This is a genomic window from Williamsia sp. Y844, from assembly GCF_056786475.1.
This window is the reverse complement of record NZ_JBXCJB010000001.1, coordinates 2,018,818-2,034,361: the sequence shown is the minus strand read 5'-3', so window position 1 is coordinate 2,034,361 and position 15,544 is coordinate 2,018,818. Positions and strand designations below refer to the sequence as shown.

The 15,544-nt window shown below is 64.0% G+C and carries 15 protein-coding genes; 1 reads left to right on the top strand and 14 read right to left on the bottom strand.

From position 1 onward, the window contains the following. Position 1 precedes the first annotated feature (1 nt). From AC1TQG_RS09180 to AC1TQG_RS09120, 13 genes are all read right to left on the bottom strand, one after another. Positions 2–1,738 carry a nitrilase-related carbon-nitrogen hydrolase gene (locus tag AC1TQG_RS09180; protein ID WP_482136612.1) on the bottom strand — a complete coding sequence of 579 codons (1,737 nt, stop codon included), beginning with the start codon at positions 1,736–1,738 and terminating at the stop codon, positions 2–4. A 73-nt stretch (positions 1,739–1,811) separates the two neighbouring features. Next, positions 1,812–3,296, bottom strand: a complete 1,485-nt coding sequence (locus tag AC1TQG_RS09175; protein ID WP_482136611.1) for an aldehyde dehydrogenase family protein — start codon at positions 3,294–3,296, stop codon at positions 1,812–1,814. Next, positions 3,293–4,204 carry an ABC transporter permease gene (locus AC1TQG_RS09170; protein ID WP_482136610.1) on the bottom strand — a complete coding sequence of 304 codons (912 nt, stop codon included), beginning with the start codon at positions 4,202–4,204 and terminating at the stop codon, positions 3,293–3,295. The genes AC1TQG_RS09175 and AC1TQG_RS09170 overlap by 4 nt, the downstream gene beginning before the upstream one ends. Continuing rightward, positions 4,201–5,133 (bottom strand): ABC transporter permease, encoded by a 933-nt coding sequence (locus AC1TQG_RS09165; protein ID WP_482136609.1) that lies wholly within the window; start codon positions 5,131–5,133, stop codon positions 4,201–4,203. Before AC1TQG_RS09165 ends, AC1TQG_RS09170 begins: the two co-directional genes overlap by 4 nt. Next, a complete protein-coding gene (locus AC1TQG_RS09160; RefSeq protein WP_482136608.1) occupies positions 5,130–5,414 on the bottom strand; it encodes a hypothetical protein in 285 nt (94 codons plus the stop codon). Before AC1TQG_RS09160 ends, AC1TQG_RS09165 begins: the two co-directional genes overlap by 4 nt. A 10-nt stretch (positions 5,415–5,424) precedes the next feature. Beyond that, the gene (locus AC1TQG_RS09155) at positions 5,425–6,519 is read right to left on the bottom strand and encodes an ABC transporter ATP-binding protein (RefSeq protein ID WP_482136607.1); all 1,095 of its coding nucleotides are present in this window, start codon (positions 6,517–6,519) and stop codon (positions 5,425–5,427) included. Continuing rightward, positions 6,516–7,595 carry an ABC transporter ATP-binding protein gene (locus AC1TQG_RS09150; RefSeq protein ID WP_482136606.1) on the bottom strand — a complete coding sequence of 360 codons (1,080 nt, stop codon included), beginning with the start codon at positions 7,593–7,595 and terminating at the stop codon, positions 6,516–6,518. The genes AC1TQG_RS09155 and AC1TQG_RS09150 overlap by 4 nt, the downstream gene beginning before the upstream one ends. Further along, on the bottom strand, positions 7,592–8,650 hold the full coding sequence (locus AC1TQG_RS09145) for a class I SAM-dependent methyltransferase (protein WP_482136605.1): 1,059 nt from the start codon (positions 8,648–8,650) through the stop codon (positions 7,592–7,594). Before AC1TQG_RS09145 ends, AC1TQG_RS09150 begins: the two co-directional genes overlap by 4 nt. A 59-nt stretch (positions 8,651–8,709) precedes the next feature. Next, a complete protein-coding gene (locus AC1TQG_RS09140) occupies positions 8,710–10,269 on the bottom strand; it encodes an ABC transporter substrate-binding protein (protein ID WP_482136604.1) in 1,560 nt (519 codons plus the stop codon). Between the two features lie 79 nt (positions 10,270–10,348). Continuing rightward, positions 10,349–10,663, bottom strand: a complete 315-nt coding sequence (locus tag AC1TQG_RS09135) for a hypothetical protein (protein ID WP_482136603.1) — start codon at positions 10,661–10,663, stop codon at positions 10,349–10,351. Further along, positions 10,660–11,730 carry a class I SAM-dependent methyltransferase gene (locus AC1TQG_RS09130; protein ID WP_482136602.1) on the bottom strand — a complete coding sequence of 357 codons (1,071 nt, stop codon included), beginning with the start codon at positions 11,728–11,730 and terminating at the stop codon, positions 10,660–10,662. The genes AC1TQG_RS09135 and AC1TQG_RS09130 overlap by 4 nt, the downstream gene beginning before the upstream one ends. A gap of 355 nt (positions 11,731–12,085) precedes the next feature. Continuing rightward, entirely contained in the window at positions 12,086–12,754 is a 669-nt protein-coding gene (locus AC1TQG_RS09125) for an isochorismatase family protein (RefSeq protein WP_482136601.1), read from the bottom strand. Then, positions 12,754–13,065, bottom strand: coding sequence for a Dabb family protein (locus AC1TQG_RS09120; RefSeq protein ID WP_482136600.1), 312 nt, complete (start codon positions 13,063–13,065; stop codon positions 12,754–12,756). The genes AC1TQG_RS09125 and AC1TQG_RS09120 overlap by 1 nt, the downstream gene beginning before the upstream one ends. Before the next feature lie 196 nt (positions 13,066–13,261). Between AC1TQG_RS09120 and AC1TQG_RS09115 the strand changes: the two genes are divergently transcribed. After that, complete coding sequence (locus AC1TQG_RS09115; RefSeq protein ID WP_482136599.1) at positions 13,262–14,032, top strand: IclR family transcriptional regulator; 771 nt, start codon at positions 13,262–13,264, stop codon at positions 14,030–14,032. Positions 14,033–14,153: 121 nt separating this feature from the next. On the opposite strand, the gene AC1TQG_RS09110 is transcribed toward AC1TQG_RS09115, so the two are convergent. Beyond that, positions 14,154–15,542, bottom strand: coding sequence for an MmgE/PrpD family protein (locus AC1TQG_RS09110; RefSeq protein WP_482136598.1), 1,389 nt, complete (start codon positions 15,540–15,542; stop codon positions 14,154–14,156). Positions 15,543–15,544: the final 2 nt, after the last annotated feature.

The window sequence follows — 15,544 nt, the reverse complement described above, 5'->3', positions numbered from 1 at the left end:
CTCAGCTCTTCTCGGCAAGCAGTGGTCCGTACAAATGCGGTTGACGGCTACCGACGGGGTCCAGGTGGTACCCCATCATCTTGTTGTGTGATTCCCGCAGATCGAGCCGCACGATCAGCTGTTCTTCGAAGCCGTGCCTGGTCCACTGCGCGGACGGATAACGCATGAGCGCGATCGGCTGGCCGGGTATGAACGGATCGGCGCGCACGATCTGGCTGCCGACGATTGCCGGGCTGTCGAGCCGGTTCACCGATACGAGGTGCACGCGGTTCTCTTCCGTCCGCTCGGTGGCGGCCATCTCGGGCGCCTCCTTTCGGTCCCAGTTCGCCGGATGCACAACAACTTCGGCGCCACGCAAGGTGAGCAGTCGCATCACCTCGGGAACCCATACCTCCGAGCCGATCATCATCCCGATCGCCCCGATCTCGGTGTGGGCGACCTCGATGGCGTCACCGGGGCGCGCCCACTGCAGATCTGCGTGGTCGAGGTGGGTCTTGCGGTATCGGAAGACCACGGTGCCGCTGTCGTCGATCAGATACGCGGTGCTGTGGTGACCACCGTCAACAGACTCTTCGACGAGGTTGACCGCCACCCACAGCGAATGCTCCTTGGCCGCAGCGGAAATGGTTTCGAGCACCCGCGCGGATATCACTGCGGCCGCGGCCGGATCTGCGGCCACCTCGCCGGGTCTGAAGCAGAAGAGCTCCGGCAGCACCCCGAGGGTTGCACCCTGCGCTGCGGCGTGGGCGATCTGCCCGACCGCGCGGGTTATCGTCCATTCCTGGTTGTGAAAGTACGAAACCTGCAGCGTTGCAACGTCAAGAAACTGTGATGGTCGCTGCGGATCCACCGGACCGAGCATCGATGCCACGGGCAGCGAGTCGTGCTCGCTGATCAGGTCGCCGTACAGGTCCGGGCGGCGCCAGCCGAATACGTCGGCGAAACCCGGTACGTCCTTGTTGTCGGCCAGGGCAGGAGTGATGTCGGCCCAGATCAGGCCTTCATCTTCCTCACCGGCGCAGGCAAGAGTTTCGCCTGTCGGACTGACGATCTGCGACCCACCCATCCATGGCCAGGCGTCGGCCGGGCCTCCGACAGTGTTCGCCGCGATATGCCAGACGTGATTCTCCATGGCACGCAGGGGCACATGGACCCGCAGTTCGTCGGGCCCGCGAGAGTTGAGAGAGTTGCAGAAGACCTGCGCGCCTATGGTTCCCAGTACTCGGGGAACATCCGGAACGATGCCGTCGGCACACATCAGCAGTCCGAGACGGCCGACCTCGGTGTCAAAGACCTCGAGTTCTTTGCTTCCCGGTGTGAAGAGCGTGTACTCGTAGTCCCAGAACACGGTTTTGTGGTGGACGTACAGCAGGTCCCCGGAAGGACCGATCAGCAACGACGCGATGTAGACGTCCGGCGCCGTGGCGCCACGCACGTCCACGCCGACGACCGCATGGATGCCGGCATCACGACAGGCCTGTTTGAGACCGGCGACGAACTCACCTTCGAGTGTCTCGGAGAGTTCGTGGCACTCTTCGCGGCTGCCGTAGTTCCGCAGTCGATTACTGTTCTCTGGCAACACGATCAGCTGCGCACCGACCGCCGCCGCGGCGCGAATGTAGGCGGCGCACAGTTCGGTGTTCGCAGCGACATCGGTTCCGGAGAAGAATTGTGCGGCAGCTACCCGGACCGTGTCCGCGCCGAGAGACTCAAACGAGTCCAAAGTTGTGATTTCCATAATATGGCTATCGCCTTTCCATCATATGGGTAACAGTACCGCTGCTTGCGGCACCATCACCATGCGGGATGCTTCACCGCGCGACGTTCACGACCGTGCGCTGACTGTGCTCGTGTACGCCGAATCCGCCGTAGTCGATACCGATTCCGGATTGGCCGGCAAATGGCATCGGGATCGCGGCGTCGAAAGCGCCATGCTGGTTCACCCAGGCCGAGCCGACATCGAGCCGCGTGGCCACAGCCTCGGCCGCCTCGACATCGCTGCCCCACACCGAACCACCCAATCCGTACTCGCTCGCATTCGCCTGGGCGACAGCATCATCGATCGAATCGAACGCGATGATCGGGAGCACCGGACCGAATTGTTCTTCGACCACGAGCCGGTGATCGGACGGCAGACCCGTGACCACCGTCGGGGCGATGAACAGACCCCGCTCAGGAATCGGGCCACGATGTCCGTGGACCCGACCGCCTGCCGCGCGGGCTGCGGAGTTCAAGCCGAGCACACGTTCATACTGGGGACGATTCTGCATCGGCCCCATCTCGGTCGTGATATCAAACGGATCACCGAGTTGCACTGGCCGTAAACGATTGTCGAAGAGATCGACCATGTCGTCGACCCGACTGCTGTGGACGTAGATCCGCTTCACACCCGCGCAGAACGCACCGCAGTTGAGCAGACCCACCTGTGACGCGGTTTCGACAAATCGGCCGAGATCGGCATCCGCCATCACGATCGCGGCATCGTTGCCGCCGAGCTCGAGGGTGATCCGTTTGAGCTGATCTGCTGCAGCCCTTGCAATCACCTTGCCTGTCGCAGTCGATCCGGTGAACGAGATCTTTGCCACGCCGGGATGGGCGACCATGGCCGCCCCGACCTCGGGTCCACCGTTGAGCACGTTGAGGACGCCCGCCGGAAAGATCTCCCTCGCCAGAATCCCGAACCGCAGACCCGATAGCGGCGTGAACGGTGAACTCTTGAGCACCATCGTATTTCCGGCCATCAAAGCATTCGCGACTTTCACCACCGCGAGCAATACCGGCGAATTCCACGGTGCAATGGCCCCGACGACACCCAGGGGGCGTCCGGTCATCCGGATCGATTTGTCGGGATGGACTATGTCCGTGTCCATCTGACCGGTATCGGCGATCGTTCGGACAAAGCGCGCGGCACTGAGCACCTCGCTGACACACCGCCGCAGCGGGCGGCCCGTCTCGGCAACCAGCAGCATCGACAGCGTGAAGACGTCCTCATCGAGTGCTCCGGCGAACAAGTACAGCGCAGCTCGCCGCTGTGCCCACGAGATCGCCTGCCAGCCCGGAGCTGCCGCCGTCGCCGCGGCAACCGCGGCATCTACGATACCGGCGTCGCCGAACGGGGCCAGCGCGATGACCTCTTCGGTGGCCGGAAAGGGTACCGGCCGTTGCGAAGTCGCGGGCACGCTGATTCCCGCGACGGTCTGAGCGAGATCGAGTCCTTCGATCCACGCCGCGACGTCGTCGGGCACCTGCCCGTACAGCGCGTCGAGGTCGGGAGCGCTGGGTACCTTCTGGTTCATGTCAGTTCCGGATTCTGTGGTTTGGCATGGGCGCCAGGGTTCAGCGCATCGCGGATCGCGTCGCCAACCATGTTGAAAGACAGGACGATCAAGAGCAATGCCACACCGGGGAAGGCAATCGACCACCAGGCCAGGCGCAGCGCGGTCTGGCCGTCACCCAACATAGATCCCAGAGAGAACCCTGGCGCCTGCACGCCCAGACCGAGCAGACTCAATCCGCTCTCGGCCAGAACCGTCACCCCAACGCTGACCGACCACAACACGATGACCGGTCCTATCACGCTCGGAACGATGTGCCGCAGCATGATTCGGGATGTCGACGCGCCAAGCGTGCGCGCTGCGACCACGAAGTCGAGGCGGCGCACCTGCGACACCGAGCGCACGATCGTGCGCGCGTAGATCGTCCAGGACCAGACCGACAGCACGACCACGAGGGTGACGATGCCGGGACCGAGGACCGCGGTCAGCGCGATGCCGACCGCGATGAACGGAATCGCGAACTGGATGTCGGCCAGTCGCAGGAGCGCCGGTCCGATGAATCGTTCGAAGTATCCCGCGAGTACGCCGAGGAACAAACCGAGCAACGCGCTGATGGTCGCCGTGACCACGCCGATGGTCAGACTCAATCGCAACCCATAGAGTACGCGGCTGAACACATCTCGCCCGAGCGAGTCGGTGCCGAGAAAGTAACCGCCCTCTCCCCCCATCCACATCGGGGGAGTGTTGGAATCGGCAAGAATCTGCGTGGTCGGATCGTGCGGGGCGATCAACGGTGCGAACACCGAGAGAATCACCAGCAGACCCAGTAGGCAGAAGCCGATCTTTCCGGCAGGATTCGACCAGGCCTTGCCGAGGATTTCGCGGACCCGGCCCTGCGACCGGCGCGGTGTGGTGGTCGTAGCGCTCATGAGGACGCCTTCGCTCGGAGTCGGGGATCGAGAAGATGCACAACGGCATCCATTGCAATGTTCATCAGAGTGATCAGCACCGCGATGACAAAGACGCACGCCTGCACCGTCGGAAAGTCTCGCGCCGAGACACTACGGACGAGTAGTTGTCCGAGCCCGGCATAGTTGAGCATCGGTTCCAGGATCAACAGAGATCCGATCAACAGCGAGAAGAGGATTCCGAGGAAGGCGACGATCGGCGGAATCGCGAGGGGGAAAGCATGTTTGACCAGAACCGTCCGCGGTGCGAGACCTTTGGACTTTGCCATGATCACCGGCCCCTGGGCCAGCGCGTCGATGAGTTGTCCACGCACGAGCCGCGAGAGCGTCGAGAAGCCCTGAATGGTCAGGACGATGATCGGCAGGACCAAACCGATCGTGCCCCCGGCCCCGGTGGCAGGCAGCCAACCGAGGTTGATCGCAAAGACCAGAACGAGTAGCAACGCGGTGATGAAATAGGGGATGCCGTCCAGGACAAAAGCGACCGCCATCAGCAGCCGGCCCCGCGTTTGAGCCTGGTGCAGGGCCGCATATCCACCTACCACTGCGGCCAGCAACACCGACAACAGCAGCGCCGGAATGACGAGCGACAGACTGGGTCCCAACCGAGCCCAGGCTTGCGAGCCGGAATCGAGCTTGGAGACGAACGATGTTCCGAAGTCCATGGTGAAGGCACCACGCAGCGAGTCGAGATACTGCACCAGGACCGGGGCGTCGAGACCGAGCCGGACTCGCGTCGCCTCGACCGTGGCCTCGCTGGCCTCGGGCGGTGACATCAGTTCGGCAGCATCGCCCGACAACCGGACGAGGATGAAGATGAAGGTGGTCACTCCCGCGATCACCGTCGCCAAGAGCAGCAGCTTGCGGATCAGGTAGTTCAAGACCTTCATGGCTGGACCGGTCCCAGGGAAGCCCCACTCGCCGCAGCCATCAGCCGCTCGGTGAGCAGGTTGCGCTGTTCGGCGAGAAGGCCGGCGAGTTCCGGGTCGCTCACCGGTTGGTCGATCGCAGACAGGTCGATGCCTGCTCCGGCCAAGGTGTGCTCGATGACCGTCAACCGGTCGCGCAGCACCCATGTCTCGGACGCGAGTTCGAGCATCATGCGCATCAGGGCGTCGGTGTCACCGTTCGCGGTGAGGTACGGAGCATCGTCGCGGGCAAATCCGGGCATGGTGTGGGTCCTAACTACTGGTCGCGGTGAGCGCGGACGAAGCCGGACTGCCGGCCGCCGGTGTTTTGCGCATCGACGTGGGGAGTGGTGCCGCGGGAACGGCAGCGTGGGCGCCCTTCTCGGAAAGGGTGAGTTCCCCGGGGAAGTGGCATGCGACCTGCCGATCGGTACGCACGTCATCGGCAGGCGCCAGAGCGGGCCGTTCGACGGCGCAGACGTCACGTGCGATCGGGCACCGCGGATGGAAGGGGCATCCCGACGGCGGATTGCTGGGTGATGGCAGGTCGCCCTGGGGCACGATTCGCTTGTCGGGGGCGAGTTGCATCGAGGCCAGCGATGCCGCGTACGGATGCAGTGGATTGTCGAAAACCTCTGCTGCGGTGCCGACTTCGACGATACGTCCGAGATACATGACAGCGATCCGGTGGCTGAGATGCCGCACAAGGGCCAGGTCGTGGCTGATGAACAGGTAACCGAGGTCACGTTCTGCCTGGATGTCCTGCAACAGATTCACCACCTGTGCCTGCACCGAGACGTCCAGCGACGCGGTGGGCTCGTCGGCGACGATCAGTGCCGGATTCAGCATCAGGGCGCGAGCGATTCCTACCCGCTGCCGTTGTCCTCCGGACAGTTCGTGTGGGTAGCGCGAACCCATCTCGCCACCGAGTCCCACCAGATCCAGCGTCTCGACCACGCGGCGTCGACGCTCGTCACGGTCTCCGACCCGATGGATGATCAGTGGTTCGGCCAGCGCGTCCTCGATCCGCAGAAACGGGTTCAGCGAGGTCGACGGATTCTGGAAGACCATCGCGCTACGTTGCCGCAACGCCCGGGTCAGTGCCCGTCCCTTGAGTCGGGTGACGTCGGTGCCCTCGAACACGACCTTTCCAGCTGTCGGCGTGTAGAGCCGCAAGGCCGCCCGCCCGACAGTGGTTTTGCCACTGCCGGATTCGCCGACCAGCCCGACGGTCTCACCGCGCCGCACCTGGAGCGACACCCCGTCGACCGCACGGACCGTGGTACCGCCCGGACCCGGGAAGTGCTGCACCAGATCCTGGATGTCCAGCACCGTGCCGTCACCGGAGTCTGTGTTCGATTCGCTCACGATGTCAGGCTCTTTTCGGAGATGGCCGCCGCGGTTGCGTTCTGATCCCCGGACGGGAATTCGTGCTGCACCCGCAGGCAGGCGGTGGAGTGCTCAGGAGATGACGGCAGCGGCAGCAGACGGGGACGAGTACTTTCGCACTCGACGGTCGCGAAGTCGCAACGCTGCGCGAACGCGCACCCGGACGGCAGGTTGTCCAGAGCAGGCGGCCGGCCCTCAATGGTGCGCAACCGTCGGCCCCGGTTGTGTTCGGGTGCCGTCTGCAGCAGCGCCCACGTGTACGGATGCTGCGGTTTGGTCATCAATTCCTCGACCGGTCCCTGCTCGACGACCGCCCCGGCGTACATCACGACCAGCCGGTCCGCGATGCCGGCGATGACGTCGAGGTCATGGCTGGCGATCACGATCGTCAGCCCGGTCTCACGATTGAGGGTCCGGAGCAGCTCGAGGATCTGGGCCTGGGTGGTGACATCGAGCGCGGTGGTCGGCTCGTCGCAGAAGAGCAGAGTCGGTTTGGCGACCAAGGCCATCGCGATCACCACGCGCTGCAGTTGACCGCCCGACATCTGGTGCGGGTACGTCTTCATCCGCGCCTGGGGATCGGCGATTCCGACCCGCGTCAGGGTCTCCACCGCGAGTTCCTTGGCCGCCGACTTCGACAGTCCGGGTTCACCCGAACGCGCAGATTCGATGAGCTGAGAACCGATCGTGTGCATGGGATGCAAAGAGCTCCAAGGATCCTGGAGCACGACCCGCGCGTGGCGGGCCCGGAACTCCCGCAACTCTCGCTTCGACATCGCGACCACGTCAACGCCCGTCGCCTCGATGTGACCGCCGATCCTGGCACCCCAGGGCAGCAGCCGCAACGCCGACAGCATTGCCGTCGACTTTCCCGACCCGGACTCCCCTGCCAGCGCGACCACCGCTCCGGCAGGAACTTCCAGATCGACTCCGTGCAGGATTTGCAGGTCTGCACTGCCGCTGCGGGGCAGGTGCACGGTGAGCTCGCGCATCGACAGCGCGATGTCGGCGACTGTCTCGTGCTTCGAAATATCCACGGTGGGCGCGGGATTCACGACAGTTGCTCCTGTGGGGGCTTGGTGGCGGTGATGACCCAGGGATAGGCGTCGGCGCCCAGTGCTTGTTGCTGGACATCGACGAATCCGGCGGCACGGGCAGCCGCTTCGAGGTCGAGGGTGGCGGCGGTGCGCCACCACGGCTCATTTCCTTGTTCGGCATCCCAGTCGTCGAGCCACGCCTGGTACGGAGATCGACGATCGTAGGGTGCCACATCCGAGAAGTGAACGTGCCCACCCGGTTCGAGTAGTCGGAACGCCTCGGTGAACGTATTCCGTGTTGCGTGAGGCGGCAATTCGTGGTGAAGGATGAAGGCCGTCACCAGATCTGCACAACCATCCGGAAGTCCCGTCGCCTCGGCGTTGGCGTGCACGGCCGTGATCGCCGCGCCTGCGTCCTCTGCCCGCCGAAGTGCATAGCGGGCCTGGGTTCGCGACAGATCAACTGCCGTGATCGCGGCCTGCGGATACTCCTGTGCCAACTGCAGCGTGTATTGCCCGGTGCCACAACCCATATCGACGATGCTCTTGTAGTCATCACGGGGTGCCGCGGCCGCCACCTGCCGACGTTGGGCGAAGAGATCACCCGGATAGATCTTCTTGAGCAGGAAATGATAAATCATCTCGTGATGCACAAAGCCCATGTCCGGGTGACCATCCCAGCCACCCGCCGTGGCGTGGAACTCATAGTCCCAATACCTCGGCGGGTTCTCACCGGTGTCGATCACGACGCCGGCCGGAGCCGCGAGAGGCGCGAGGACCTCGCGGCGACGTTCGAATGCCGCGACCGCCCGGGGAGTCGCCACCTGGCGACTCCACCGGAGGACGGCCCCGACTATCCGATGATCGGCGTTGTCCGCCAAAACACCGTCCACCCGTTCCCGCAGATCCTCGATACCCACGAATGGGACCTCGAGTGCTCCTGAGTCCTGCACGGTCGTCCGGATCCTGTTGCGCAACGGCGCAAGTCCGACCCGCAATGCCTGCAGGAACTCCAGCTCGGCGCGACCGCGCTGATCGATCAACTCACCGGCGGGAAGGGTGGTGGTGTTCATGAATTAGCCTTCGTTCTCGGGTCAGCTGCAGCTTGTCTGGTCAGCTGCGGCCTGTCGGGTCAGCTGTTCGACGAGGTCGACACGGTGTCGAACTGCAACATGATGCCGGTACCGAAATCGACCCCGGTGGTTCCGGCGACAACGGCTCCGACCGACGGACGTCCGTAGGTGTACAGCACGTAGTTCTTGTCGAACAGGTACTGGCTCGCAGCGATCAGTTTCTGTTCGCGCACATCGCGATCCATCTCGGTCTTGGTGGCCTGGTACAGCTCGGTCCACTTCGGGTCGTTCACCAACGGACGCTCGCCCTGTGAGATGAACGAGAACGGGCGATCTGCATCGAAGACGCCGGTGTACGAGGTGCCACGGAAGAAGATGTTGGCGTCGGTGCCCGAACGGAACTGCTGCAACCACACCGCGGTCTCGTTCGCCTCGATCGTCGGCTTGAACCCGACCTCGGCCAACTGGCCACCGATCGCCTCGAGCAGGGGCCGGTAGAGAGACATCCCGGAGATGGTGATCGGGGTTCCCTCGGCGCCGGCCTGGGTCAGCAGTTTGCGGGCCTCGTCGGGGTTGTAATCCGGACGGGAGATGGTGTCGGTATGGCCGAAGACGCCCTCGATCGGCAACTGGCCGTCTTCGAGTGTGCCTGCCCCATAGGTCAGCGCGTCGACGAGAGCGGGTGCGTCGATGGCGAGGTTGGCTGCGCGACGGACGTTTTCGTTGTCGAAGGGCGCCTTGTTGGTGTTGAACTGGAACATGTTCTGGCTGCCGCTGAACGATGCGGTGACCTCGTACCGGTCATCGCCCTTCAGTGTCTGCAGCGATGCGCCCGGCAGTTCGTGCGCCACCGTCAGCTGTCCGGACTCAAAGGCCGAGGCCAGCGCGCTGGAGTCGGAGAAGTACCGCAGTTCGACCGTATCGGTTGCCGGTGCCTCACCCCAGAAATCGTCGAAAGCCTCGAAGGTGACCGAGTTCTCGATGTCGAAGTCAGTGATCTCGTAAGGTCCGCTGCCGATTGGGTGGGCGGCAAACCCGTCCGCACCACCGGCGGCCTCCCAGGCTGCCTCCGGCACGATGAACACCTGCGCGACGATGTTGAGCAGCAAAGGCTCCGGTGTCTTGGTGACGATCCGCACGGTGGAATCATCCAGTGCGGTGACGCTTTCGATGTTTGCGAGGTTGGACGCCGTCACGAACTTCTCGGCGATGATCTCGTTGAAGGAGAACGCCACATCGCGCGCCGTCAAGGTCGTGCCGTCGTGGAACTTCACGCCATCGCGGATTGTGAAGTCGGTGGTGAGGGCGTCGACGTTGGTCCACTCGGTCGCGATACGAGGCTGCGCCTCTTCGTCATCGGCGAGCCAGCGCACCAACGAATCGAAGGCGTTGTACTGGTACGTCTGGTACGACGAGTTCAGACCGGTCAGTGGGTTGATCGAAGTCGAGGTACCGATCACGATGCTGTCGCTACTCGTAGCGGACGACTCGTCGGGGGCGCAGGCGCTGACCAGTCCGGTCGCGACGATCATGCCGATTCCGACGGTGCCGAGCCGGCGCAGGCGATGGCGGGTGCTCGCGCCCCGCGAGATCCCGGAAAACGAAGATTGCAGGGACATGTGGCTACTCCTGGTGAGTGTGGTGAGTGATGAAGAAAATGGCAGTCCGCACCTACTTCGGGCGGACACGGGAATGCAGTCAGTGATTGCGCAGGGCGGCAGCGGTGCGCTCATCGGATGGCAGCACCGCGCCGAGTACCCGTCGGACCAGAGATCGGCGCTGTGCCAACAGATCCGAGGCCAACTGCTCGTCGGGCTGATACGCATCGACCTCGCCGGCAGACAGTACGCCGTGTTCGGACAGTAGGCGCTCGAGGATCACGTTGCGGTCGCGCAGGGCCCAGACCTCAGAAGTCAGCTCCAACAGCATCCGGGCAAGATCGTCGGTCTTGGTGTCACCGAGGTAGTCGGGACGGCCCGCCTGCTCGCCTGCCGGGATGTCAACGGTGCTCATTGGTCGGTTCCGTTCGTCGTCAGGGGCTTTCGCGCTCGGGTGATCCAGGGGTAGATCCCGCCACCGACCCCATAGGCTTCGATGTCGACGAATCCGGCGGCTGCGAGGGCGGCCGGGAGATCCATCGCCATCACCTCACGCCAGTACGGTTCACCCCGGTTTTCGGTCTCCCAGTCGAGCACCACCGCCCGGAACGCCGAATGGTGTTCGTACGGCGCGATTTCGCTGATGACGAGGTCACCACCGGGTTCGAGGACGCGGAAGGCCTCGGCGACGATCTGGCGGTTCACCGATTCGGGGACCTCGTGCATGAGCGTGTAGCTGGTGACGAGATCAGCGCAGCCATCCGGCAATCCACTGTTCTCGGCGGCGGCCTGCACCCAGTCGATGCAGGCGTCGACAACCGCTGCCTGAGCGTAGGCGAACCGCAACGCGGTCTCGGACAACTCAACCGCAGTGATCGCGGCGGATGGGTAAGCACTCCGCAACTTGAATGTGTATCGCCCACCGCTGGCGCCGAATTCGACGATGTGACGATAGCTCTCGCGCGGGGCCTCGGCCGCGACCATGGTGCGCTGATCGTTCAGATTCTCACCGGTTCGCACTGCCCCGACCCCGCCGGGACTGAGTACGTAGACAAAGGCGAGCTCCGAGATGGCCGGGCCCATCAGATCGTGTCCGTCCCAGCCTCCAGGCGTGAGGTGGAAGCCATGTTCCCAGTACGTGGGCGGCACCAGATCTGAATCGAGGGTCAGGGATCCACTCGGGTTCGTCACCTCGAGGAACTGCTCGGCTTCTGGCCGGATCGTTTCGATGGCCGGAAGTGCGCGGACGTAGATCTCCTCGGCGACCCACCGGGTGATCAACCTGTCGAAGGCCCATGCAGACGAATCCTCAAGCGCCGCATACACAGATTCACGCTGATCGTCGAGATCCGACGGTGGATTCGGAACAGCCCGCTCGTACTCCTCCGCTGCCCGCTTCTGCAGGGTCCCGCCGGCGAACTCCTGGACAGCGCCGAGGAACTGGAGGCTGGCTCGTGCCTGTTGGCCCAACTCGACGTTCATAAGTTCCTATCGCAATGCGGAAACGCGTCCGCCACATAGTGGATACTGAGGAGATTATGTGGCTGGATTAACAACGTCAATACCCAGAAAGTCGATCAGCACCCACCATGCGGAAATGACTAACCGTATGTTTCGTACGTGTGAACAAGCCGTGGCGGAGCGGACTCGGATCCAGCCCAAATGGTGCCGACGACGACCCTGACCTGGTCTTTCAGTAACGTTCCGGCGTGCGAAACGCCCATAATCGAGCGCGAACGATCCGCACCATGCCTTCTGTAACCTTTACGTAAATCAAGTCTGCGGCGCTGGAATTCGTCGCCTATTCCCACGGAATGGAAACTTCCGACGGGCGGCGTCAGGCCAAATCGTCCAAATACCGGTAGATCTCGTCGAGCGATCGAACCTCACCGCACTTGGTGGCGATGTCCCGCAGATTGGATCGGTGGGCATCGGGGTTCGGGTCGCCGACCGCCTCCCGGACGACCACGGGGATGAATCCATGCTGCATGGCGTCGATGGTGCTTGCCCGAACGCAACCGCTCGTCGACAGTCCCGTGATCAGCAGGGTGTCGATTCCACGGGTATGCAAGGCCGCGGCGAGGTCCGTCCCGAAGAACGCGCTGGGATAGTGCTTGGTGACCACGACCTCGCCGTCGCGCGGCTCGAGGCCGGAGATGTAGTCGCCGAGCGGATTACCCTCCACAAAGCACCGCAGCGACGGGACCTTCTGGTAGAAGCGACCGCCCAGGACCCCCGCCTCGTCGGCGTAGTGGACGCGGGTGAACACGATCGGAATGCCGGCGCTTGCCGCCCGCTCACGCAACGCGATCATTGCATCCACTGCGGTGTCGACACCAGCGAACAGGGGTGACGTCGGTTCGGTGTACGCCCGAGCCGGGTCGATGATGATCAGCGCCGGCCGGTGCCCCAGCGGCAGGCTTCCCCCGAAACCCGCACTGGAACTGTTCGTTTCACCGTCCGCGCCGGTGTTGCGCCCGTCGCGATGCTTTGAGGAAGTTTCCATCAGGAGGTGGCCATGGCCGCTTCGTCGTACTGGACAAAGGCCTTGGACTCCAGCACCGGGGCAATGAAGTCCTTGATCACCGAAACATGCGCGGGATGGACCCGGTAGGCCTGCCACGCCGCGGCGTCGACGAAACTCATCCGAAAGGTCAAGTGCGCGTTACCCTGCGCAAGCCCCGCATCCCGCGCGACCTGGGCGACGGCAACTTCGGGAATCGAGTTCGGGAGGTCGAGCAGTCCGCTGATGATGTCATCGATCTGCGCGGCGGTGACATCACTACGTAGTGTCAGGGTGCCCTGGTGCACGAACATGCCGGTCCCACTTTCTTCTGCGCCAAACCTCGGCGGACTGATTGCCAGAATACGACTGTAGCCCCACCATATTGTAGAAATGTTAAATTGCTGGCTTCACCTCACTTGACGCCTTCGGCATCTGCATAATGTGGGAACTGAGAACCGATGTGGGGGGTTCGTACGAGCCCCCGATCCTTGAGGAGAATGACGCCAGATGGTCAACGGTTCGACAGAGCACCGCGTCTCAGGTGCCGGGAGCAGTCGAAAACTGCTCAACACGTTATTGTGTTTCACCGCGCAACGCCCGACCTGGACAGTCGCCGAACTATCCAGCGAACTCGAACTATCGGCGACATCTACTTATCGATACGTCGCATTGTTGCGTGAAGTCGGACTACTCGAAGGCGCACCCGACAGCGCATATCGCGTCACAGACATGGTCATCGGCCTCGCTGCGGCCTGCGAAGCCGCCCGTCCACCGTTGATGGACATCGCTTTCCCATACATCACCCGTATCCGCGACGAGATCGACGAGACCGTGCTGATCGCGCGCCGCAGCGGAGACGCCGTCTACTGCGTGGATCGCGTCGAATCCCGTCGCCCCGTTCGACTTCAGTTCGACCGGGGACAGGCGATGTCGCTGCATCGTGGATCGATGGCCCGAGTCTTGTTGGCCTCCATGACCCCTCGAGAACGCGACGAACACCTCGCCAAGGTTTTGCCGACCCTCGATCCGGCGTCGGCCAGCCTCTTGGGCCACGAGTCACTCGACGCGGTCCGCGCGGAGGGTTGGACCGAAAGCTACGAAGAGGTCGACGACGGGATCTGGGGTACCGCGGCAGCCATCACCTCACACGGCAAAGTCGTCGCGTCGATCGGGACGGCGGCACCCATCTTCCGTACCGATGCCCAACGCCGGACGAGGATCATCACGTTGATCCGGGAAGCCGGACAAGAGATATCCGCGGTGCTCACCGGTACCTGATCCGAGAGTGCCACCGGCGTGCGGAACCTCGATGAACGTAGTCGGGGGCGAGCGTCGAATACTGGCGAATCGCTGCACCGAACCGCGAGTTGATCAAGGCCATCCTCGTAAGTGTCCGCCGTCAGACGACGGCCGAGCGGACCGCGACGGCGAGGTCGCGCAGCGTCGTCGTGGCGGAGCCGCGCGCGTCGGGGCCGGTCAGTGTGCCGATCACCGGATCGAGGACGTCAACGGGCAGGAACTGTCCGACGTTGCCGCGGAACTTCTCGACCACCTCGTCGACGGTCAGCGCCGACCCGGGATTGCCACGTGCGTTGCGGACCTTGGCGGTGAAGTTCCCCGACACGGTCCGGACGGTGACCTGCGACGGACGGTTGGTCGGCAGCTCGGCGCTGAATGCGGGAACCTCGCGTAGGTGCACACGATTGACCAACATGCCGATGTCGGGCCGGTCGAACTGCTCGGGTAGGAATCCGTCGGCATCCAAGCGTCCGTCGAGCACCACCGAGGCGACGCAGCGCGGAATTGAGAAGCGGGCGTGAAGATCCGACTCGGCACCGTCGCTGTCGAGGGACGCCGCGAACGCGAACGTGTCGATGTCGATCGCGACGATGTCCGAGGGCGCCGGACCGCCCGCGGCGGCCAGCGCTATCTGCAGGGCGTCGAGAGTCGGGTGGACCCAACGGGCGCACGCGTACGGCTTCAGGTAGCTGTCGCGCATCCGCCACCGCTCCCCCAGCTGCCCGGTGATCTCGTCGACGTCGGCGTCTGTGGTGACGACCCCGTCGTAGAGCGCCCGGAGCAGACCCTCGTCGACAGTCCCCGACGCAGCGGACGCGGCAGCGAGCGCACCGTAATACGAGCCGAGGCCGGTCCACAGGTTGCGCACGGTCCCGCCGTGCACAGGGACGGCGAGCGTGGCGGCCAGCGGCAGCGAACCGCCCAGTTCGATCGCTCGCGTCGACTGCTCTGCGTCAGCGCCCGCGAGCGCACTCATGGCGACGGCGGCGGCAATCGGACCGTGGATGCCGTGAGGGTGCAGACCCGGACGCAACGACGTTCCGACGCCGAACCGCAGTCCCACCTCACACCCGAGGACGAAGGCTGCGATTGCCGGATCGTCGTCGACGTCCCTGTCGTCAACGTCCCTGTCAGCGAGCGCGTGCAACAACGCAGGCAGCACGTGAGGCGCGGGATGGGCAGTCGGCACAGGTGGGAGCCTGGCGCCCGCCGGGTGAAACGAGCCGCCGGAGTCGGCGTCGAGCCAGGTGGCCGCCGAGCCGAGCGTCGTCATCCAGGCGAACGGCACGCCGCCGGCCTCCTCGTCGGCGATCTGCAGGGTCTGGCCCAGCCGCTGAACCGCTGGGTATCGAAGGCCGCCGATCAACGCGCCGAGCGAGTCGAGCAGGAGCAGACGCCCGAACGTCCAGGTCTCCTCGGGGATATCGCAGCGATCGGTGTCGGCGACAAAACGGCCCAGTGCAGCCAGATCGAGCACCAAGTCGGTCATCT